Origin of the sequence: Sphingomonas sp., assembly GCF_019242355.1 — a bacterium.
Classification (GTDB): domain Bacteria; phylum Pseudomonadota; class Alphaproteobacteria; order Sphingomonadales; family Sphingomonadaceae; genus Sphingomicrobium.
Genome location: NZ_JAFAVR010000087.1, coordinates 1 through 20,544, shown reverse-complemented (window position 1 = coordinate 20,544; position 20,544 = coordinate 1). Strand labels below are relative to the sequence as shown.

The window sequence follows — 20,544 nt, the reverse complement described above, 5'->3', positions numbered from 1 at the left end:
CGTGCCCGGCTCGAAATCGAGCGGCTTCTTCGCCCATTTGTCGACGATATGCTGCGGAGTCGTCGGCACCTCCATGTCGGCGAAGGAATAATCCTGCGGCCAGAAGTCCTGCAGGCCGGAGGTGTGCGACAGGAGCTGGCGGATCGTGATCCGGTCGCCGCCGGTGATTCCGGGAACATATTTGGCGACGTGGTCGTCGAGGCTGAGCTTGCCCTCATCGGCGAGCAAGAGGATCGCCATCGCCGTGAACTGCTTGGAGTTGGACGCGATCTGATATTGCAGCGCCGGATTGGCCGGCAGCCCCTCGTTCGCCTTGCCATAGGCCTTGTTGAGGACGAGCTTTCCATCGCGGACGATGGCGATCTCGGCCGACGGGACGCCCGTATCGGCAAGCGTCTTGGTGACCAGTTGATCGACCGCGACCTGCTGCGCCGGAGTCAGCGGCTGGGCAAGGGCGGGAGCGGCGGTGAGCGCGAGCAGCGCGGCAATGGGCTTCAGCATGGCCGCGGAGACTAGCGACCGCCACGCATCTGGCAACGGTCAGTCGCGATTGTCCGGAGCGAACGTCTCCGCCTCGACCGGCCGCCACAGGATATGCGCGATCGGCTGGCTCGGATGGGTCCGTCCAAGCGTCGCGCCGCGGGCCTCCGCCCAGGCAAGCACGGGCGAATAGCTCTCCTCACCCTCATCGTTCTTGTCGAGGGGCATCAGGATGAAGATCGCGCCGCCGGGTTTCAAAAGATCTCGCTGCAGGCCCGCGAGGAACCGGCGCCAGTCCTCGACCGCCCAATATTCGCGGCGGCCGTCGACCCGCCTGCGGTGGAACACCGGAAGCATGATGGTGATGAGGTCGAAGCGGTCCTCGACCGGGCGATAATCCGCGCCACGCTCGACCGGAGCGACGACACGCCGCACGCCCGCCAAACGGCAGAGCTCGTCGTACCATTCGTCGGCGACGTCGGTCCCCGTGACGCGGTGCCCCATCGACTGGACAACCATCGCGAAGCTGCCCGAGCCCATTCCGATGTCGAGGATGTCGAGCGGCGGCGACCGGTCAAGGTCGAGCCATTCGGCGACGAGCGCGCTGCGGTGCGCCCAGTAGGTGAAGTCCGCATATTTGGCCGGCCCGAAGGTAGCGAGGTCCTGCAGCCGCTCGCCATGCGTGGCGAGGAAGCGCTCGCGTTCCTGCGCGTCGATTCCGGTAAGCGACCGTTCGAGGTTGGCCCGGGTCCGCTCTTCCATGGGCAGCACGGCCTGGAGCTGGGCAATCCGCTCCGGGAAGGACGCGAACGCATCGTGCGCCTGGGGCGCCCGCCGCCGTTCCGAGACCTCGGGTGCAGTGTCGCCCGGCTTGGTCATCGTTCCTCGTGGTCCTCGTGCATGATCAACGACCGCCGTTTCGCCGCAGAGGCCGCGCGGTGCCAGCGAAATCTTGGGGCTCAGTCAGGCCGCGACCATCTCCAGCGGCACGCCGAAGAGGTCGTGCTCGTCCGAATCCTCGACCCGGACCGAGACGATATGGCCCGGCTCTAGCCCGCCCGCGTCGCGGAGGTGGACTTCGCCGTCGATCTCCGGCGCGTCCGCCTTGGAGCGGCCGGTCGCGCCGCCATCTTCGTCCACGGCATCGATGATGACCTCGATGTCGGTGTCCACTTTCCGCTCCAGCTTCTCGGCGGAGATTCGGGCGGAGAGGGCCATGACCTTCTCATAGCGCTCCTGCTTGATGTCCTCGGGGACCTGAAGGTTCATGGCGGTTGCAGGCGCGCCCTCGACCGGTTCGAACTTGAACGCGCCGACGCGGTCGAGCTGCGCTTCCTCGAGCCAGGCGAGGAGATAGGCGACATCCTCCTCGGTCTCGCCGGGGAAACCAACGACGAAGGACGAGCGGATGGCGAGGTCCGGCACCTGCTCGCGCCAGGAGCGGATGCGCTGCAGCACCTTGGCGTCGTTGGCCGGGCGCCGCATCGCGCGCAGGACTCCGGGCGACGCGTGCTGGAACGGGATGTCGAGGTACGGGAGCACCAGTCCCTCGGCCATCAGCGGCATTACGTTGTCGACGTGCGGATAAGGGTAGACGTAGTGGAGCCGGACCCAGGCCCCGAGCTTGCCGAGCTCGCGCGCCAGGTCAGTCATGTGGGCGCGGACCTCGCCGCCCTTCCACGGCCAGGCCTTGTGGCGGACGTCGACGCCATAAGCGCTGGTATCCTGGCTGATGACCAGAAGCTCGCGGGTGCCGGCGACGATCAGTTTCTCGGCTTCGCGCAGGACGGCGTCCGGCCGCCGGCTGGCGAGGTCGCCGCGAAGCTGCGGGATGATGCAGAAGGCGCAGCGGTGGTTGCAGCCCTCGGAGATCTTCAGATAGCTGTAGTGGCGCGGCGTGAGCTTGAGTCCCGCCTCCGGCACCAGGTCGATGAAGGGCGAGGGGATCGGCGGCGCCGCCTCGTGGACCGCGGCAACGACCTCTTCGTACTGGTGCGCACCGGTGATCGCGAGCACGTCGGGGAAGCGGTTGCGGATGACCTCCGCCTCCTTGCCCATGCAGCCGGTGACGACCACGCGCCCGTTCTCGGCAATCGCCTCGCCGATCGCCTCCAGGCTTTCTTCCTTGGCGCTGTCGAGGAAGCCGCAGGTGTTGACCAGCACGACGTCCGCGCCCGCATAATCGGGCGACATGTCGTAGCCGTCGGAGCGCAGCTTGGTCATGATCCGCTCGCTGTCGACCAGGTTCTTGGGACAGCCGAGCGAGACCAGCCCGACGCGCGGGGGCTTGGGGAGCGTTGTGACGGTCATCGGAAGGGCTGCCATGTAGGGACGATTGCAAATGAAATCGAGACCCTGCGCGTCGCCCGAGCCTTCGACCCTCGGACCTAGCGCGTCAATGCGTCCGCACCGACCTGAACCGCAGGGCGTCCGATGGCCCGGTGAACTGGGTCAGCTCGGACCTGACCGCTTTGCCGTGGTGCTCGATCGTCAGGACATTGCCGACGTTAGGGCAATAGCTCTTGAATTCGATCGAACCCTTTTCGAGCTGGGAGAACTCCTTCGTCACGATACAGTCGCTAAAGCTGCGGCGGTACGCGTCCGCGCGCCGGAGCTTCGTTCGGACGCTCAAGGCCGTCACGGTCGCCTCATCCTCGGCGTGACCGGCATAGAATTCCTGCCGGTAACTATCGCCGGAGCGGAATTGTGCGAGCATGATGATGCCGGGCCTGGCCGCCTGCCCGACGTGGAAGATGTCCTCGCCGGCGAGCCATGAGCCTTCGTCGAGGGTGCATTTGCTTCCGTCGCAATTCAGACTGCGCTCTCCCATGTACCAGACGTTGCCGCTGTCATCCTGTGCATAATAGTCGATCGTGTCCTCTATCCTGGCGGCGTCGGCGCAAGTGTCGCCGTCATAAACAGCGTCATGGACGGCGCGCGTCGTAACACCGTCGAGGAGCCTGGTATCGCTCGTCACCTGCATTCGGTCGACTTCGCAGCCGTCAGGCGCCGTCGCCTCGTAGGTCCAGGCCATTCCGGGCAAAAGCGGGAAGTACCGGTTGTCGATGCGAAGCGGATTCGAGAAATTCGATGAGTTGAACGGGATGGAAACGGTCCGGGCGGCCGCAGCCGTCGAAGCGAACGCAGCCAAGGTGACGAGCGGCCCCGATCGCAATGTCTTGCAGGTTGATTGCGGCACGGCGGCCTCCTCTTCCAGCTAGCTGAAGGCGGTCGGCCGCGGTTCGCCAGGGCCAGCCGCCAACATCAAGGATACTCTATTCGCGACTGAATTTCCATTGCGCCGGTCGGGTATTGTCGGGAGCGCCCTGCCGAATGCGCTGTATTCAAACGAGACTATAGGCGTTCGCGGGGTGACGATGGCGGGGGCGGCAGCTATGGCGCTCGCGAATCTAAGAAAATCAACGGAGTTAGCATGCGCATCGCAATGATCGGCACGGGTTATGTTGGGCTCGTTTCGGGAGCCTGCTTCGCCGATTTCGGCCACCAGGTCTGCTGCATCGACAAGGACGAGGGCAAGATCGACGGCCTGAACCAGGGCCGCATGCCGATCTGGGAGCCGGGCCTCGACGGCCTCGTCAAGGCCAACGCCGATCGCGGCCGGCTGACGTTCACGACCGATCTTGCGTCCGGCATCGAGGGCGCGGACGCAGTATTCATCGCCGTTGGGACCCCCGCCCGCCGTGGCGACGGTCATGCCGATCTCACTTATGTCTTCAATGCGATCCGCGAGCTTGCGGCCGTCATCAAGCCGGGCACGGTGGTCGTCACCAAGTCGACCGTTCCCGTCGGCACGGGTGACAAGATCGTCGACATTCTCGCCGAGGAGGGTGCCGAGGGCATCTCGGTCGCGTCCAACCCCGAGTTCCTGCGCGAGGGCGCGGCGATCCGCGACTTCAAGATCCCTGACCGGATCGTCGTCGGCGCCGACGATGAGCGCGCCCGGGAGGTGCTCCGCGAAATCTATCGTCCGCTGTTCCTCAACCAGGCGCCGATCCTGTTCACCGGCCGCCGCACCGCCGAGCTGACCAAATATGCGGCGAACGCCTTCCTTGCGGTGAAGATCAGCTTCATCAACGAGATCGCGAACCTGTGCGAGGCGGTCGACGCCGACGTCCAGGATATCGCCCGCGGCATCGGCCTCGACAACCGCATCGGCCCCAAATTCCTTCACGCCGGCCCGGGCTACGGAGGCAGCTGCTTCCCCAAGGACACGCTGGCGCTGCTCCAAACTGCCGCCGCCGCGGGCGTCGAGCAGAAGATCGTCAGCAGCGTCGTCGAGGTCAACGACGAGCGCAAGGATGCCCTCGCCGAGCGAGTGGCGACGGCTCTTGGCGAAGACCTCTCCGGCAAGCGGATCGGCGTCCTCGGCCTTGCGTTCAAACCGAACACGGACGACATGCGCGATGCGCCGGCGCTGGCGCTGATCGCTGGCCTGCAGAAGCGAGGCGCCGAGGTCGTGGCGTTCGATCCGGTGGCGCGTGAGCAGGCCGAAAAGCTGATCACCGGCATCACCTACGCGCCCGATGGCCAGTCGGTCGCCGAGGATGCCGATGCGCTCGTCATCGTCACCGAGTGGGACGAGTTCCGCGCCCTCGACCTCGAGACGATCGCCGGCAAGATGCGCGGCAAGACTCTCGTCGACCTCAGGAATGTCTATGACCCCGAGGAGGCGCGGCGGGCCGGCCTCGTCTATTCGGGTATCGGCCGGGGGAAGTCCGTCGCCCGCGCCTGACAGCCGGGCGGTTGCCGAAGCAGCTTAATTCAGGTTAGACGCCATTGATTTCCGGGCGCATTTCCGCCCGAAAGCATGGCTGACGGGGCAGGGCGCGCTCGCATGAACGAAGTGCCGCGCAGGATCGGGGACGGGCGCGCGGATCGCGCCGGCGCTCACCCCCGCGCCGAGCAGGAGCGGTCGCGGGCCTTGATGCAGCGGCGCCGCTTCCGCTTTGCGGGGGCGTTGTTCCTGGCCGCGGTCCTGCCGTGGAGCCTGCGTGGTACGCTGCTTCCCGGCCGCCTGACCGAGCCGGCGAGCGTCAATGCGCTGGTCGCCAACATCCTCGCGATCGGCATCGCGACCTGGATGCGCCTGTCGATCGAGACATACCCCGGCAATCGCCGCGCCTATATCATACTGCCCTCGATCCTCATGGGCCATGGCGCGCTGCTTGTCTGGTTCGTGCTGACGCGATTTCCCTATGATCGCGTCGCGCTCGGGCTCGGCATCATCTTCCACATCATCTGGCAATTCACGCTCTACGTCTCCGCCGAGCGCAACGCGCGCCGGCGATTCGCGGTTGTGCCGTTCGGGGCGGTCGGCGGCCTCAAGGCGATTCGCGGCGTCGACTGGCTGACCCTTGCCCGGCCGCGCCTCCACGACGCGCGCGCCTGCCACGCCATCGTCGCCGATTTCTCCGCCGACCTTCCCGACGAGTGGGAAGCATTCCTCGCCGACGCCGCCCTTGCCGGCCGGATCGTCTACCAGGTCAAGCAGCTCGGCGAATCGCTGACCGGCCGAGTCGAGCTCCAGCACCTGTCGGAGAACAGCTTCGGCTCGCTCCTCCCGGCGCGCGGATACTTCCACCTGAAGGGCCTGATCGACTTCCTGTTCGCTCTTGCCGTGCTGCCGGCTGTCGCGCTGATCACCGCGGCAGTCGGAATCGCGATACGGCTGGAAGGTCCGGGCCCGATCCTGTTCCGGCAAACGCGGGTCGGCCATTCGGGCAAGCGGATCACCATCTACAAGTTCCGGACGATGCGCCCCGTCGACCTGGCCGACGAACGCGCGGCGGCGATGACCGGTGACGATGACGATCGAATCACTCGCGTCGGCAAGGTCCTGCGCAAGCTCCGGATCGACGAGCTGCCGCAGATCATCAACATCCTGAAGTGGGAGATGAGCTGGATCGGGCCGCGCCCGGAAGCCGCAGTCCTGTCGGTCTGGTATACGAGCGAGATTCCCTTCTACCGCTACCGCCATGTGGTGAAGCCCGGCATCTCCGGCTGGGCGCAGGTCAACCAGGGCCATGTCGCCGAGGTCGAGCAGGTGCACCGGAAGCTCCAGTACGACTTCTACTACATCAAATATTTCTCGCCCTGGCTCGACGTGCTGATCGTGTTCCGGACAATCAAGACGATGCTGACCGGCTTCGGCTCCCGCTGAGCCAACGGCGGGAGCCTCAGAAGAGGCTGGCCATCCGCATCGACCGCATCTGGCCCTGATCCTTGCCGTAGAAATCGTCGAAATAGACGATCTGCGTGCCGCTCGGGACCGCCGTCAGGTAGGTGATGTAGACCGGCACCATCTGCGGCAGGTTGACCTTCTGTTCGGGCCGCGCACCCTGCGCATTGGGTGGTCGGCCGTTGAACAGCCAGCGCTCCAGGCGCCGGGCGTCCTCGAGCCGGACGCAGCCGTTGCTCTGCAGCCGGGCCGCGTCCTCGATCTTCTCCTTCTCCGGCGTGTCGTGCAGCCAGATGCCCTGCGCGTTGGGGAACATGAACTTCATCCGGCCCATCGAGTTGGCCGGGCCGGGCTTCTGTCGGAGGTTGACCTGGACCCGGCCCGCGACCACCCCCCGCCAGTCGACCGACATCGGGTTGAGGACATGGCCGTTAGGGCCGAACTGGTCGACGACCTCATAGCCCTGGTGGGCGAGATAGGAGCGACCGCCCGTAAGGACCTTCGGCGCGAGCTTGCGCGCCGTGATGTCGGGCGGTGAGTTCCAATAGGGGTTGAGCGCGACGTAGCGGATGAACGCGTTCATCATCGGCGTTTCGGAGATTGCGCCCGGCCGTCCCGCGACGACCCGCATCGAGTCGACCACACGCCCGTTCTCGTACATATAAAGGCGCGCCGCCGGCGGGTTGACGATCACGTAGCGTCCTCGGCCGGACGGCAGCGCCCGGGCGCGCTCCAGGTTCAGGACCAGCAGCCGCTGCTGCGCCGCATTGCCGTAGATCCGGCTGGCAATGGCCTGGCGGAGGGAGGCGTAGATCGGGTTCATGAACTGCATCTGGCCGATGTAGTCGCTGAGCGAGGGCGCGGACGCGGCGTCGCTGAGGACCGCGCTCGCCGACGGCGGCGCGGGGCGAAGCTCCGGATCGACGTAGATGATCCCGACGCCGGGATCGCGTTTCAGATCCTGAACGTAGGCGACGAAGGCCTGGCTGAGCTCCATGTCGGCGCGGCGGATGGCGTCGGGGTTCCCGCTCTGGGCGTCCCGGATCGCCCGCGCGACGTTGCCCGCGTGATAGCGGCCCGGGTTGCGATTGTCGGCGCGGGCGGTCTGGAGAAGCTGCACCAGCTGCTGAGCCGCCGTCCCGGAGCGCGGCGAGAACCACAGCGGCCGGCCGCCGCGCGCCTGATAGAAGGCGCCGACGCCGCCGTCCTGTTGGGCGGTAGCGGGAGTTGAGCCTGCGAACACCACCGGCGCCGCGGCCGCGAGTGCAAGCGCGACAATGCTCGTCGCACGAATGGTCTTCGACCGCGATACGCCGGTCTTCAGCATGGACTTACCTCGTCTCTCGAGTGAGCGCGGATGCGCCTTTTGGCATTGGCAACCTAGACCCATACGCCTTGCGTTCAAGGAAGTTGCCGACCTCAGTCGCGGGTTCGCGGCGCAAGTTCGTCGATATGGGCGAGCATGTCGGCCGGATCGTCATAGACCCGAAGAGCGCCGGCCCGCTCCAGCTCGTCGGCGCCATAGCCGCCCGACAGGAGACCGATGCCAAGCGCTCCGCAGCGAGCCGCCGCAAGCATGTCCCAGATGCTGTCGCCGATGACATAGGAGCCGACGATCGGCGATCCGACCCGACGAGCGGCCTCGACGAACAGATCCGGGTCCGGCTTGGCGTAGCGGACCTGGTCGCGGGTGACGACGGTCGCCTTGTCGGGGTCGACGCCCAGCGCGCGAAGGTTCGCGCCGGCTGTCCGCATCAGCCCCGACGTCGCGATCGCCCATGGCAGTTCCAGCTCGGCGAGCGAGTGAAGGAGCTGCACGGAGCCGGGCAGGGGCACAACCTCCTCCGCGATCGAGAGATAGATTTCGGCATGGCGGTCGCGCAGGCGGCGAATGCCTGCCTCGTCGATCTCGCGACCGAGCTCACGCAGCAGCTGATGGGTGAAGAGGCCGCCGCTCATCCCGATCTTGCGATGGATGCGCCATACAGACAGGTCGATTCCCTGTTCTCGAAGCGCGAGGTGCCACGCCCTGACGTGCTGATAGACGCTGTCGACGAGAGTCCCGTCGAGGTCGAAGAGGAAAGCCACGGACTGGGTCATGTTGCTTCAGGAATAAGGCAGCGGCGGTTCGGTTCCTCGTTGCCGTTCCGCACCAGTTCGGAACAACAACCGTTGCGAGGGCGCAAGGGCTGAAACCGCTCCCGGCCAAGGACGTTTTCGTGGCGTGCCCCAATATTACTTTCATCTCTTCAACGACGAGACGGTCCTCGACAAGGAGGGCGCTCATCTTCCGAACCAGGCCGTTGCCCTTCAGCAGGCGGCGAAGATGGCAAGGGAAATGGCGGCCGTGAGCGTTCGAGAGGGCAAGTTGGTGCTTGCCCATCGGATCGAGGTCACGGACGATGCCAACCATGACGTCGGCACCGTTCACTTCAGGGACGTCGTCGACATCCGCTCCTGACGCGACGCGGGAGGCGGACGGTTGCCGCTTTCGAATTGACTTGGCGGCGGCCGTCCACTATCGGCGCACCCAACGCGGCTGCCCTCAGGGCGGCCCTTTTTCTTTGATTCTAAGGCATGAGCGATGAAGCGCACTTTCCAGCCGAGCAACCTCGTCCGCAAGCGTCGGCACGGCTTCCGCGCCCGGATGGCGACGGTCGGCGGCCGCAAGGTGCTGAACGCCCGCCGCGGTCGCGGCCGCAAGAAGCTCAGCGCTTAACAGTCCTCCGCAAGAGAGCCGACTTCCTGGCCGCCAATCGCGGCCGGCGCCTCGCCATGCCCGGTTTCGTCCTGCTCGTCCGCGACCGCAAGGACAACGATTCCTCGATCCGTGTGGGCTTCACCGTCACGAAGAAGATCGGCGGCGCCGTCGTCCGCAACCGCATGAAACGCCGCTTTCGCGCTCTCGCCCGTGAGTTGCTGCCGAAGGCGGGCAAGCCCGGCGCCGATCATGTCATGATCGGCCGCTCGCGCGGAATCGAGCGTGACTTCGCCTCTCTCCGTGCCGAACTCGCTTCCGCTCTCGCAAGCCTCGCAAAGTGATGGCGCGCACCCATATCCTCCCGCGACGTCGTGGGGAGACAGCCAAGTGATCGCCCGTCTGCTCATATGGATCGCTCGCGCCTGGCAGAAGGGCCCGTCGCAAGTGCTCCCGCCAAGCTGCCGTTACCAGCCGAGCTGCTCGGCCTATGCGATCACCGCGATCCAGCGCTATGGCGCCGCGCGGGGCGGATGGATGGCCCTGAAGCGCATCGGCCGCTGCCACCCCTGGGGCGGCCAGGGCCCTGACCCGGTACCGTGAGGACTGAATTCAGTGAACGACAACAGCAAGAACATGGTCCTCGCGGTGGCATTGAGCGTCCTCGTCCTGCTCGGCTGGAGCTGGGCGGCGAACCGCTATTTCCCGACTGCCAACCCGCCGGTCACGAAGGTCGTCAACGGCAAATCGCAGCCGTTGCCGCAGCCTCAGGCAAGCCCGGCCGTCAACACGGTGCAGGCACTCCGCAGCCGGGCCGTGGTGATCGGTTCGACCCCGCGGGTGCGCATCGACACGCCCTCGCTGCAAGGCTCGATCAACCTGAAGGGCGCGCAAATCGACGATCTCGTGCTCGTCCGTCAGCGCGAGACCATCGCCAAGGATTCGCCGCCGGTCCGCCTGCTGTCGCCGCTCGGCGCGCCGGGCGCCTATATCGCCTCGTTCGGCTGGACCGCGCAGGGCGGCGCCGCTCCTGGCCTCGACACCGTGTGGACGGCCGACAGCCAGGCTCTGACGCCCAGCCATCCGGTGACGCTGAGCACGCAATCGCCCGACGGCTTGCGCTATCAGATCAGGATCGCGGTCGACGACGGCTATCTCTTCACTGTCCAGCAGAGCGTCGTCAACGGATCGGGCAAGCCGGTGGTGGTCCGCCCCGACGGACTCGTCAGCCGCGCGGCGATGTCCGCCGACCCGTCCAGCTGGACCAATCACGTCGGCCCGATCGACGTCTTCGGCGGCAAGGCGGGCTATGACGTCAACTGGAAGGACCTGGACCAGGCCGGGAGCGCAGGGCGGACCTATTCCGCCGTGAGCGGCTGGCTCGGGTTCACGGACAAATACTGGCTGACTGCCCTCATCCCGTCCGACAATGCCGCGATGAACGCCGGCTTCCGCCATTCGCCGGGCGGCGGCTATCAGGCGGACTATGCCCTGGCCCAGGCAAGTGTCGCCCCCGGCCAGACGCTGACCACGCAGACGCGCCTGTTCGCCGGCGCCAAGGAAAAGGCCTGGCTCGACCGCTACGAGAGCGCCGGCATTCCCAAGCTCTCGAAGTCAATCGACTGGGGATGGTTCGAATGGTTCATGCGGCCGATCTTCTCGCTGCTGATCTTCTTGTTCCACACTGTCGGCAACTTCGGCGTGGCGATCATCTGCCTGACCTTCATCGTTCGCGCGATCATGTTCCCGGTCGCCCAGAAGCAATTCCAGTCGATGGCGGCGATGCGCAAGGTGCAGCCCAATCTCAAGGCGATCCAGGAGAAGTTCAAGGACGACAAGCCGCGCCAGCAGCAGGAGATCATGAAGCTCTACCAGGCGGAGAAGATCAATCCGGCCGCCGGTTGCCTGCCGATCCTGATCCAGATCCCGATCTTCTATGCGCTCTACAAAGTGCTGCTGGTGTCGGTGGAAATGCGGCACCAGCCGTTCGCGCTGTGGATTCACGATTTGTCGGCGCCCGATCCGATGACGCCGGTGAACCTGTTCGGCCTCATCCCGTGGACTCCGCCGCACCTCATCGCCATCGGCGTCCTGCCGATCCTGGTCGGCGCCACCCAATGGCTGACGATGAAGTTGAGCCCGCAGTCGGTCGACCCGGCGCAGCAGCAGATCCTGTCGCTGATGCCCTGGTTCATGGTTTTCGTGTTCGCGCCGTTCGCGGCCGGCCTGCAGCTTTATTACGTCACCAACAACCTGCTGACACTGGCGCAGCAATGGTGGCTGTACCGCCGTTTCGGCCTGCACCTAAGCGACACGCACCCGGTCAAGACGTGAGCGACGAGACCGACGCCGAGGCTGCCGCGGCCGAGTTTGCCGAGCGCGCCCGCAAGCTGTTCGCGGGGCCGATCGCTTTCCTGAAATCGGCGCCGGAGCTCAGGTTCCTGCCGGACCCCGACGTGCCAGAGATTGCTTTCGCCGGCCGCTCCAACGTCGGCAAGAGCTCGCTGCTGAATGCGCTCACGAATCGCAAGTCGCTGGCCCGGACGTCAAATACTCCGGGCCGGACGCAGGAGCTCAACATCTTCGACATCGGCGAGCCGATCCAGCTGCGTTTCGTCGACATGCCGGGCTATGGGTTTGCGGAAGCGCCCAAGGACATGGTCCGCCGCTGGCGGTTCCTGGTGAACGATTACCTGCGCGGCCGCGCGGTCCTTAAGCGGGCTCTCGTGCTGGTCGATTCGCGCCACGGCCTCAAGGACGTCGACCGCGAGGTGATGGAGATGCTCGACGGCGCCGCCGTCAACTATCAACTCGTCCTCACCAAGGCCGACAAGGTGCGGCCAACCGAGCTTGCAACGACTCTCGAAGCGGTCGCTACCGAAGCGCGCAAGCACCCAGCCGCGCACCCCGGCATCTTCACGACGTCGAGCGAAACCGGTACCGGCATCGCCGAGTTGAGGTCAGCGATCCTCGAAGCCGCGATTTCGTAAGAAGGAGCAGCAATTGCTCAAGCTCATCATCGGCAACCGCGCCTATTCCAGCTGGTCGATGCGCGGCTGGCTCGCGGTCAAGCAGTCGGGCCAGCCATTCGAGGAGCTCGTCGTGCCGATGTTCGACGACGAATGGGAAAAGCGCCGCCAGGGCGACGAGTTCGCGCCTTCACTCGGCAAGGTACCGATCCTGTGGGACGGCGACTGCGTCGTCTGGGACAGCCTGGCGATCATCGAGTTCCTTGCCGACCGTGCCGGTCGCGATCTCTACTGGCCGGAGGACGACAGCGCCCGCGCCGTTGCAAGATCGATGTCGGCCGAGATGCATTCGAGCTTCGCCGCGCTGCGCCGCGAGCTGCCGATGAACGTGCGCCAGTCCTATGCGTCGAAGCCGCTTGGCGACGCCGTTCGGGCCGACATCGACCGAGTCCTGCAGCTCTGGGCGCAGGCTCGCGCCCGCTTCGGCGGCACCGGCGACTTCCTGTTCGGCGACTGGTGCGCGGCCGACATGATGTACGCGCCGGTTGTCACGCGCTTCCTCACCTATGGAGTTCCGGTGCCGAGCTTCGCTGGTTCCTACATGAAGTGCGTGCTGTCGCACCCGCACGTCGCCGAATGGATCGACAAGGCGCAGGACGAACCCTGGGTTATCGACCAGTATGAAGGCGGCAAGGCGGCCTGAGGCTCAGCCGACCTCGTCCGGAGCGATCGGGAAGCTGGTCGAGCAGAAGGCGCAATCGACGCGGATGAAACCGTCGTCGCCAACCATGTCCCTGCGTTCTTCTTCCGGGAAGCGGGCAATCACCGACCGCACGTAATCGGGATCGCAGCGACAACCGCGCGCGAGATTATGCGCATCCAGCGTGCGGATCTCCTCTTCTTCGTGGAACAGGCGCCAGATCAGGTCGTCGAGCGGCAGCGCCGGGTCGGTCAGCTCGTCGGGCTTCACCGACCCGCCGAGGATCGCGACGTGGGGCCAGTCGGGATGGTCGAGCCGCGTATGCAGCCGCTCGCGCCCTTCCTCGCCCTCGGGAAGATGCTGCAGCAATAGTCCGCCTGCCGACCAATTGCCGTCTCGCTTCTCGGCGGCTAGCCGCACCAGGCTCGGGATCTGCTCCGACTGCCCGAAATAGCTCTGCGCCGCTTCGGCGAGGCTCTTGCCCTCCAGCGGCACGATGCCCTGGTAGCGCTCGTTGGCCAGCGGCTGGTCGAAGGTGATGGCGAGATAGCCCTTGCCGAACAGCTCCTGCAGGATCGGAGTCTCGGACAGGCCCGCGACCTTGTCCGGATCGTGCCGCACGTAGCCGCGCAGCTCGCCGCCCAGATAGTCGCAAACCATCAGGTCGATCACTCCGCCCTCGGTCTGCGCCTGAAGCGTCAGCTGCCCCTGCGGCTCTTTCAGAAGCGCGCCGAGCAGCGCCGTCAGAGTCACCGCTTCGGCGAGCAGTTTCTCGATGACCGGCGGGTAATTGTGGCTGGCCAGGATGGAGTCCACCACCGGTCCCAGCCGCGCGATGCGGCCGCGAGCATTGCGCGAAGGAATGGCAACGCCGAGCACGACGTCCGTGTTGAGCTCTGTTGTGGGCATGGATGGAAGATAGGAACGGGCAGGGGGCGGGACAACCGAGGGCATTGCTCGGCCTTCCGCATCCGGGCGCCGCCATCGCCTGGCTTGGCTTCGCGCAGTGAACGCGGCATCCTCGTCGCAATTCCGACCGAGCGAGGATCATCGATGCGTGTCTTGAAGCCTATGATCCTGCTGGCTCCCCTGCTGCTATGCTTTTCGGCCGCGTGCGGGACGGCCCGTCGGGCGCCTTCGCAGGCCGAACAGCCGCTGCGCATCTGGCCCGGCCAGGCGCCCGGGACACAGGACTGGGCGGCACCCGAAGAAGCTGCGGACGTCACGCTTCCGAACGTCGGCAGGATCCATGTCATCACCAATGTCACCGTCCCGACGCTCACCGTCTTTCGCCCGGCGGCGGCCAAGGCGAACGGCACGGCGATGGTGGTCCTGCCCGGCGGATCGTTCCGAGCGCTGGCCTGGGACGTGGACGGCCTCGAGACGGCGCGCTGGCTGGCAGGCGAGGGGATCACGGCGTTCGTTCTCAAGTACCGGGTACGGCCACCGCAGAACGGAGAATCCTTCGGCCAATCGCTCGAGGATTTCGCGCGTGCGACGCGGGCCCGGCGGGCGTTCGCCGTCGCCGATGCGGAGCAGGCCATCCGCGTCGTCCGGTCGCACGGGCGGCAATATGGAATCGCGCCCAACCGCGTCGGCATCATCGGATTCTCCGCCGGGGCCATGGCGACCATGGAAGTGGCGCTCGCAAGCGACCCGGCCATTCGGCCCGACTTCGCCGTGGCCATGTACGGGGCGGCCCTGACCGCCGACGTGCCTGGCAAGGGCGCGCCGCCCTTGTTCATCGGCGCCGCGCAGGACGACCCGGAACTCCCCGCGACCAACAGCGTCGAGATCTTCCAGCGATGGACAAAGGCGGGGCTCCCGGCCGAGCTTCATATCTACGAGAAGGGCGGTCATGGCTTCGGCTTCCGCCGCCACAACATCCCAGCCGATAACTGGCCCGCGGCATTCCGGGCCTGGCTGGCCTCGCACGGCTATTTGCCGCCGCCAAAAGGCTGGCGAGCCCGCGTTAATCGATCCCGAATGGCCCGCTCCGAGGGGCGCGAACCCCCAACCTCCGGTTTCGAAGCCCGGCGCTCTACCCAGTTGAGCTAGGAGCGATTCGGGCGTGGTCCTGGCCGATCGCCCCACGCGTGCGTCGGACTCGGGCAACTCACGCCGCAGCCCGAGGAAAGCTAACGAACGATACTAATGTTTGGTTAACCGGATCATAACCCTGCGCTGGCAAAACCTCGCCGGTTCGCCGACGTCTCGGTCGGCCGCGAACAGAGGGACTGGATCAATGATGAGGAACATTCGCGCGCTGTCGCTCGGGGCGACGGGCCTTGCACTCATTTTCGCCGCAGAGCCGGCCGTAGCGGCGCCCACGCCCGTATCCCCGGACCAGCAAGCCACGGCGACCGTCCGTGTCGTCAAGCCGCTGACGCTCAAATGGGTTCGCGATCTCGACCTGGGCACCGTCCTCCTGTCGGGCGCCGGCACCTGGACGGGCGCAACCGTGGGCATCACGAAGGGTGGTGTTTTCTCGTGCCCGGGTAGCAACGTCACCTGTTCCGGCGCAACGAAGACCGCGGAATATACGATCACGGGCACCAACAACCAGGTCGTCACCGTGAGCGCGGCCAACGTCACCCTGACCAACCAGAACAACAACGCGAAAACGCTGACCCTCACCGTTGACGCGCCGGCAACCGTCAATCTCGGCAATTCCGGTTCGGCGGGAACGCCGCTCGACATCGGCGGCAACATCAGTGTCGATTCGTCGACGACGGACGGCACCTACGTCGGCACCTTCGCGGTCACCGTCAACTACTGAGCGCTCGCGGGACACGGGCGACAACCGTCTCGTCACCCCGGGCTCGACCCGGGTTCGCCTGTTCTCCGGGAGAGAGATAGCGGATCCCGGCTAAGGGCCGGGATGACGGTTACGGAATGGCCCGCTCCGAGGGGCTCGAACCCCCAACCTCCGGGTTCGAAGCCCGGCGCTCTATCCAGTTGAGCTAGGAGCGGTGGGTTGGCTGTAGCCAGTGGGAAACTGAATGTCTGCTTTCGACCCATTGCAGACACTAGTTTGTTGCATCAGGATGCTCTGATGGGCCGCAGTGAGACAACCAGCGCGCGACTGCCTTTAGCGGTTCAGACCCTGTTGGTCGTTCTAATTGCGGCGGTTGGGACGTTTGTGACCGATGACCAAAACTTCCGTTCACCAGCGAACGCACTTTGGATGGTGGCGCTTCCTGCGGCTCTCGGATTCGGTCTGAATAGTGATCCGACGCAGAGAGTAGTGATGGCGGTCGTCTTGGTAATCTTGTCCCTTTCCACTTCGAGCTTCGTTGGGACGTTTATTATCGGATATCCCTGACGTCCGCTTTCCACCCAAAGCAGACATAAGCGCGTTCTAAGCCGCCGCCGCAGGCACCTCATATTCCGCCGCCGCCGCGCTTAGCGTCTCGACAAACTCGCGGATGTGGCTTTCCTCGATGTTCAGCGGCGGCAGGACGCGGACGACATTGTCGCCGGCGGCGACCGTCAGCAGGCCCCTGGTCCGCAAATAGGTCACGAACGCGCGGCTGTCCGTCTTCATCTTGACGCCGAGCATCAGGCCGACGCCGCGGACGCTGTCGAACAGATGGTCGTGATTGGGGATCATCTGCTCGAGGGCGGAGCGCAATCGCTCGCCCTTCTGCCGCACTTCGGCAAGGAACTCGTCATTGGCGACGACGTCGAACACCGCCTGGCCGGCCGCCATCGCCAGCGGATTGCCGCCGTAGGTCGAGCCGTGGGTGCCGATCACCATCACCGCGGCCGCCTTTTCGGTCGCCAGGCAGGCGCCCATCGGGAAGCCGCCGCCGATGCCCTTGGCCGAGGCCATGATGTCCGGCTCCACGCCATAATGTTCGTAGGCGTAGAGGTGCCCGGTCCGCGCGACGCCGCACTGGACCTCGTCGAACACCAGCATGAGGTCGCGCTCGTCGCACGCGGCGCGAAGGCCAGCCAGGAACTCGTGCGTTGCCGGGCGGATGCCGCCTTCGCCCTGAATCGGCTCGACGAGGAATCCCGCCGTATTCTCGTCGATCGCGGCGAGCGCTGCATCGAGATCATTGAAATCGACGACGGTGAACCCGGTCAGCAGCGGCGCGAAACCGTCGCGCAGCTTCGCCTGGTCGGTCGCGCTGATCGTCGCCATGGTCCGACCGTGGAAAGCGTTCGAGAAGGTGATGAGGTTGTGCTTGTGCGGATTGCCCTTCGCATAATGGTAGCGCCGCGCCGTCTTGATTGCGCACTCGACCGCCTCGGCGCCCGAATTGGTGAAGAACACCGTGTCGGCGAAGGTCAGGTCGACCAGCCGCTGCGCGAACGCTTCGCCCTGCGGCGAGCCATAGAGATTGGATACATGCATCAGCGTCGCCGCCTGATCCTGGATCGCCTTGGTCAGGACCGGGTGCCCGTGGCCGAGCAGGTTCACTGCAATTCCCGCCGCGAAGTCCAGGTAACGTTCGCCCTGCTCCCCATAGAGATAAACCCCTTCGCCGCGGACCGGACGGACCGGCGAGCGCGGATAGACGGGCATGAGCGGCGTGATGGCCATGGGTGCTTGGCTCCTGGCGGAATAAAGATGATGCGAGCGGCGCTGGCCGCCCGCCGCCTATAGCCAGCCCGGCAACAAAGGGCAAAAGCCCGGCCATGAAAAAGGCGCCCCGGACACGTCCGGAGCGCCTCCTTCGATACGCTCAGAAGCGTGATCAGTAACGGCGGCCGTAAGCCGGGCCGTTGTAGTTGTTGCCGTAGTGCTGGAGCTCGCGGCGAACCTGGCGGATGCGCCACTGCATCGCGTCGACCTCCCGGCGGGTTAGGCCGTTGGCGCCGGCGCGACGGAGGGTGTACTCCAGCGAACCGATATCCTGGTTGAGATCGCGGGCCTCGCGGCCGGTCAGGCGGCCGCTGCGGGCCAGGTTGTCGCGGCTCCAGCGAAGCGACTGCACGTCTCGCTGCAGCTGGGCAAAATTGCCGTTGTTGTAGCCGTAGCCATAGCCCGGCCGATGCCACTGGGCCGAGGCCGGGGTCGCGAACGCCATCACCGTTCCGGCGGCGGCAAGTGAAACAAGCAACTTACGCATCATAACTCTCCTCTTCGAACGAGTTCACGAAGGAATAGTCGTCCAATAACGGTGATGTGAGGCTGAACGCTCCCGTTAGCTGGCGTTCAAAGAGTTTAATTCGTTAAGTCGCTGAAATGCTTAGCTCTTGATTTTCCAGCCTCGCTTCAGGAGCGCGTAGCACACGCTGCACAGCAGGATATTCACGACCAGAAGACCAATCCCGCCGATGAGCAGCGGCGAATCGCTCGCTCCCAGGAAGCCGGCGCGAAATCCCGATATCACGTAGAAGAATGGGTTGGCGTGACTCACCGCTCGAAAAGTCGGGGACAGCTGGCGCACCGAATAAAAGGTGCCGCTGAGCAGCGAGAGCGGAGTGACGACGAAGTTGGTCACTGCCGCCGCATGATCGAACTTGTCCGCCCAGATCGAGGTCAGAAGCCCGAGGAAGGCCAGCAGCAGCGAGCCCATCAGCCCGAACCACAGGACCAGCTCGGGGCGCCGAAGTTCGACCGACACCCCCGGCCACAGCAGCATCACCAGCCACACGGCGAACCCTACCAGGAAGGCCCGGGTAACGGCTGCGCCGACGAGGGCGGCGATCAGCTCGCCGGTCGACAAGGGCGGCATCAGATAGTCGACAATATTGCCCTGGATCTTACCGACCAGCAGCGAGAAGCTCGCATTGGCGAAGGCGTTCTGGACCATCGCCATGACGATGAGGCCCGGCGCAATGAAGTTCGCGAACGGGATGTCGACTCCCGGCTCGACCGCCACCGTCCGCCCCGCTCGGCCCAGCGCCACCGTGAAGATGGCGAGATAGAGCAGGGTGGTGATCGCCGGTGCCCACACGGTTTGCAGCTGCACCTTGAAGAACCGCCTGACCTCCTTGATATAGAGGGTCCTGAGGCCTCCCCAGTTGATGCCGGTGAGCACGGGCTTGCCCGGCGGTCGCTGGATCCACAGCGCGGCCGAGTCTCCATCGGCGGCTTGGTTCATCTGGGGCTGGTCGTTCACAGCCTGGCCGACTATCGGCTGCGGCACCCGGTCGCAAGCCGCCAGGATCTATCCTGGAGCTGACGCTGGCGACGGAACTGGAGCGAATTTCGACTATGTCATGGACTGATGAGCGCATCGACCGGCTGAAGGCCATGTGGGCGGAGGGCGCGACCGCAAGCCAGATCGCCGACGAGCTCGGCGGAGTCAGCCGCAACGCCGTGATCGGCAAGGCGCACCGCCTTGGGCTGGAGCAGCGCCCGTCGCCGGTGAAGCCCGGCGAGGACAAGCCGCATGCCCCGGCCGCAACCGCGCCGGGCGCCCCTTCGGCGCCGAAGGCAACCCGCCCCGAGCCCGCGCCTCGTTCCCCGGCGAGCGCGGCGCCAAGCACTGCAATTCCTGGCGCTCACGCCCAGCAGCCGATCCCGGCGCGCCCCGGCGCGACGGAGGTCCAGTATCGTTCGATCGGTCCGGGCGGCTTCATTCGCCAGGGCCCCGGCGAGCAGCAGGCGCCGATCCCGCCGGCGCCGCCGCGCCGCCTCGTTCCCGCCAAGCCGAGCCCCGAGGTCGCCGACAAGACCGGCCTTCTCGACCTTAACGACCGCATCTGCAAATGGCCGATCGGCCACCCGGGCGAGCCGGACTTCCACTTTTGCGGCCAGCAGGCGAACCCGGGGTTCCCCTATTGCGTCCAGCATTGCGGAGTTGCCTATCAGGCGCAGCTTCCGCGCCGGGACCGCCGGCCCCCGCCGCCGCTGCCCTTTGGCGGGCCCCGCGTGCGGTGAATATCCCCCGAGATTGCTCGGGGGAGTGGGACCGCCGAGCGTCGCTCGGTGGTGGAGAGGTTCCCAGGCCGAACCATGTACACGGTCCATGACATCTTCCATACATTGCAGGGCGAGGGCGCCAATATGGGGCGCTCGGCGGTCTTCGTCCGCTTCGCCGGCTGCAACCTGTGGAGCGGCCGGGAAGAGGACCGCCACCGCGCCACCTGCCGGTTCTGCGACACCGATTTCCGAAAGGGCACCGGCTATTCCCTTGAGGGCCTCGTCGCGAAGATCGAGAGCTTCGGTCGCTGCGGCCTCGTCGTCTTCACCGGCGGAGAGCCCGCGCTTCAGCTCGACCAGGCGCTGGTCGACGTGCTTCACGAAGACCTCGGCTATGAGGTTGCTATCGAAACCAACGGCACCCGACCAATCCCCCGGGTGCAATGGGTCTGCGTCAGTCCCAAGGCCGGCACCGACATCACCGTTCGCCACGCCGACGAGCTCAAGCTGGTCTATCCGCAGCCGGAGCTGACGCCCGACCAGGCCCGGCGCATCGTCGCCGCGCGGCACCTCTGGCTTTCGCCGATGGACGGCCCGGACTGGGCCCGGAACGTCGGAGACGCGATCGCCTTCATCAAGTCCGATCCGGCCTGGCGGCTCAACATCCAGGCGCAC

Annotated in this window: 21 protein-coding genes, 2 tRNA genes and 2 pseudogenes; 13 read left to right on the top strand and 12 right to left on the bottom strand. The window is 65.8% G+C overall.

What is annotated here, in order from left to right; all coding sequences use genetic code 11:
• The 4 genes from JOZ79_RS04270 to JOZ79_RS04255 all read right to left on the bottom strand — a co-directional run.
• On the bottom strand, positions 1–501 hold a 501-nt coding region (locus JOZ79_RS04270), incomplete at its 3' end, for a serine hydrolase domain-containing protein (protein ID WP_294071073.1).
• A 39-nt stretch (positions 502–540) separates the two neighbouring features.
• The gene (locus JOZ79_RS04265) at positions 541–1,359 is read right to left on the bottom strand and encodes a methyltransferase domain-containing protein (protein ID WP_294071070.1); all 819 of its coding nucleotides are present in this window, start codon (positions 1,357–1,359) and stop codon (positions 541–543) included.
• A gap of 84 nt (positions 1,360–1,443) precedes the next feature.
• Positions 1,444–2,805 carry a 30S ribosomal protein S12 methylthiotransferase RimO gene (rimO, locus tag JOZ79_RS04260; RefSeq protein ID WP_294071067.1) on the bottom strand — a complete coding sequence of 454 codons (1,362 nt, stop codon included), beginning with the start codon at positions 2,803–2,805 and terminating at the stop codon, positions 1,444–1,446.
• Between the two features lie 70 nt (positions 2,806–2,875).
• Positions 2,876–3,679, bottom strand: coding sequence for a hypothetical protein (locus tag JOZ79_RS04255; RefSeq protein ID WP_294071064.1), 804 nt, complete (start codon positions 3,677–3,679; stop codon positions 2,876–2,878).
• 234 nt (positions 3,680–3,913) lie between these two features.
• On the opposite strand from JOZ79_RS04255, the gene JOZ79_RS04250 reads away from it, so the two are divergent.
• The gene (locus JOZ79_RS04250; RefSeq protein ID WP_294071061.1) at positions 3,914–5,233 is read left to right on the top strand and encodes a UDP-glucose/GDP-mannose dehydrogenase family protein; all 1,320 of its coding nucleotides are present in this window, start codon (positions 3,914–3,916) and stop codon (positions 5,231–5,233) included.
• Positions 5,234–5,335: 102 nt separating this feature from the next.
• Positions 5,336–6,661, top strand: a complete 1,326-nt coding sequence (locus JOZ79_RS04245) for a sugar transferase (RefSeq protein ID WP_294071058.1) — start codon at positions 5,336–5,338, stop codon at positions 6,659–6,661.
• 16 nt (positions 6,662–6,677) lie between these two features.
• Here the strand turns inward: JOZ79_RS04245 and JOZ79_RS04240 are convergent, their stop codons facing one another.
• Both JOZ79_RS04240 and JOZ79_RS04235 read right to left on the bottom strand, forming a co-directional pair.
• Complete coding sequence (locus tag JOZ79_RS04240; RefSeq protein ID WP_294071055.1) at positions 6,678–8,006, bottom strand: L,D-transpeptidase family protein; 1,329 nt, start codon at positions 8,004–8,006, stop codon at positions 6,678–6,680.
• 92 nt (positions 8,007–8,098) lie between these two features.
• A complete protein-coding gene (locus JOZ79_RS04235; protein ID WP_294071052.1) occupies positions 8,099–8,767 on the bottom strand; it encodes an HAD family hydrolase in 669 nt (222 codons plus the stop codon).
• Positions 8,768–8,903: 136 nt separating this feature from the next.
• On the opposite strand from JOZ79_RS04235, the gene JOZ79_RS04230 reads away from it, so the two are divergent.
• From JOZ79_RS04230 to JOZ79_RS04200, 7 genes and pseudogenes are all read left to right on the top strand, one after another.
• Complete coding sequence (locus JOZ79_RS04230) at positions 8,904–9,140, top strand: hypothetical protein (protein ID WP_294071049.1); 237 nt, start codon at positions 8,904–8,906, stop codon at positions 9,138–9,140.
• 123 nt (positions 9,141–9,263) lie between these two features.
• The gene (rpmH, locus tag JOZ79_RS04225) at positions 9,264–9,398 is read left to right on the top strand and encodes a 50S ribosomal protein L34 (protein WP_294071079.1); all 135 of its coding nucleotides are present in this window, start codon (positions 9,264–9,266) and stop codon (positions 9,396–9,398) included.
• Positions 9,399–9,409: 11 nt separating this feature from the next.
• A pseudogene (gene rnpA, locus JOZ79_RS04220) lies at positions 9,410–9,721 on the top strand (ribonuclease P protein component); the annotation flags it as partial.
• Between the two features lie 46 nt (positions 9,722–9,767).
• Positions 9,768–9,980 (top strand): membrane protein insertion efficiency factor YidD, encoded by a 213-nt coding sequence (yidD, locus tag JOZ79_RS04215; protein ID WP_294071046.1) that lies wholly within the window; start codon positions 9,768–9,770, stop codon positions 9,978–9,980.
• Positions 9,981–9,992: 12 nt separating this feature from the next.
• Positions 9,993–11,711 carry a membrane protein insertase YidC gene (yidC, locus tag JOZ79_RS04210; RefSeq protein ID WP_294071043.1) on the top strand — a complete coding sequence of 573 codons (1,719 nt, stop codon included), beginning with the start codon at positions 9,993–9,995 and terminating at the stop codon, positions 11,709–11,711.
• Positions 11,708–12,367, top strand: a complete 660-nt coding sequence (gene yihA, locus JOZ79_RS04205; protein WP_294071040.1) for a ribosome biogenesis GTP-binding protein YihA/YsxC — start codon at positions 11,708–11,710, stop codon at positions 12,365–12,367. Before yidC ends, yihA begins: the two co-directional genes overlap by 4 nt.
• 13 nt (positions 12,368–12,380) lie before the next feature.
• Positions 12,381–13,049: a glutathione S-transferase family protein gene (locus JOZ79_RS04200; protein WP_294071037.1), complete on the top strand. Its 669-nt coding sequence runs from the start codon at positions 12,381–12,383 to the stop codon at positions 13,047–13,049.
• Positions 13,050–13,052: 3 nt separating this feature from the next.
• Here the strand turns inward: JOZ79_RS04200 and JOZ79_RS04195 are convergent, their stop codons facing one another.
• A complete protein-coding gene (locus JOZ79_RS04195; RefSeq protein ID WP_294071034.1) occupies positions 13,053–13,955 on the bottom strand; it encodes an Hsp33 family molecular chaperone HslO in 903 nt (300 codons plus the stop codon).
• Between the two features lie 144 nt (positions 13,956–14,099).
• Between JOZ79_RS04195 and JOZ79_RS14110 the strand changes: the two are divergent.
• Positions 14,100–14,960 (top strand): annotated as a pseudogene (locus tag JOZ79_RS14110) (alpha/beta hydrolase); the annotation flags it as partial.
• A gap of 73 nt (positions 14,961–15,033) precedes the next feature.
• Here JOZ79_RS14110 and JOZ79_RS04190 read toward each other — a convergent pair.
• Positions 15,034–15,110: transfer RNA gene (locus tag JOZ79_RS04190), tRNA-Arg, on the bottom strand.
• Between the two features lie 181 nt (positions 15,111–15,291).
• On the opposite strand from JOZ79_RS04190, the gene JOZ79_RS04185 reads away from it, so the two are divergent.
• Positions 15,292–15,825, top strand: a complete 534-nt coding sequence (locus JOZ79_RS04185; protein ID WP_294071031.1) for a DUF4402 domain-containing protein — start codon at positions 15,292–15,294, stop codon at positions 15,823–15,825.
• 117 nt (positions 15,826–15,942) lie between these two features.
• On the opposite strand, the gene JOZ79_RS04180 is transcribed toward JOZ79_RS04185, so the two are convergent.
• The 4 genes from JOZ79_RS04180 to JOZ79_RS04165 all read right to left on the bottom strand — a co-directional run bounded on the left by JOZ79_RS04180 (position 15,943) and on the right by JOZ79_RS04165 (position 19,105).
• Positions 15,943–16,019: transfer RNA gene (locus tag JOZ79_RS04180), tRNA-Arg, on the bottom strand.
• Between the two features lie 388 nt (positions 16,020–16,407).
• The gene (locus tag JOZ79_RS04175; protein WP_294071028.1) at positions 16,408–17,598 is read right to left on the bottom strand and encodes an aspartate aminotransferase family protein; all 1,191 of its coding nucleotides are present in this window, start codon (positions 17,596–17,598) and stop codon (positions 16,408–16,410) included.
• A gap of 154 nt (positions 17,599–17,752) precedes the next feature.
• Positions 17,753–18,127 (bottom strand): hypothetical protein, encoded by a 375-nt coding sequence (locus tag JOZ79_RS04170; protein WP_294071025.1) that lies wholly within the window; start codon positions 18,125–18,127, stop codon positions 17,753–17,755.
• A 120-nt stretch (positions 18,128–18,247) separates the two neighbouring features.
• Positions 18,248–19,105: an ABC transporter permease gene (locus tag JOZ79_RS04165; RefSeq protein WP_294071022.1), complete on the bottom strand. Its 858-nt coding sequence runs from the start codon at positions 19,103–19,105 to the stop codon at positions 18,248–18,250.
• A 113-nt stretch (positions 19,106–19,218) separates the two neighbouring features.
• Here JOZ79_RS04165 and JOZ79_RS04160 point away from each other — a divergent pair, with 113 nt between their 5' ends.
• Both JOZ79_RS04160 and JOZ79_RS04155 read left to right on the top strand, forming a co-directional pair.
• Positions 19,219–19,887 (top strand): GcrA family cell cycle regulator, encoded by a 669-nt coding sequence (locus JOZ79_RS04160; protein ID WP_294071018.1) that lies wholly within the window; start codon positions 19,219–19,221, stop codon positions 19,885–19,887.
• Between the two features lie 48 nt (positions 19,888–19,935).
• Positions 19,936–20,544: radical SAM protein (locus tag JOZ79_RS04155; protein WP_366514792.1), on the top strand; the 609-nt coding region annotated here is incomplete at its 3' end.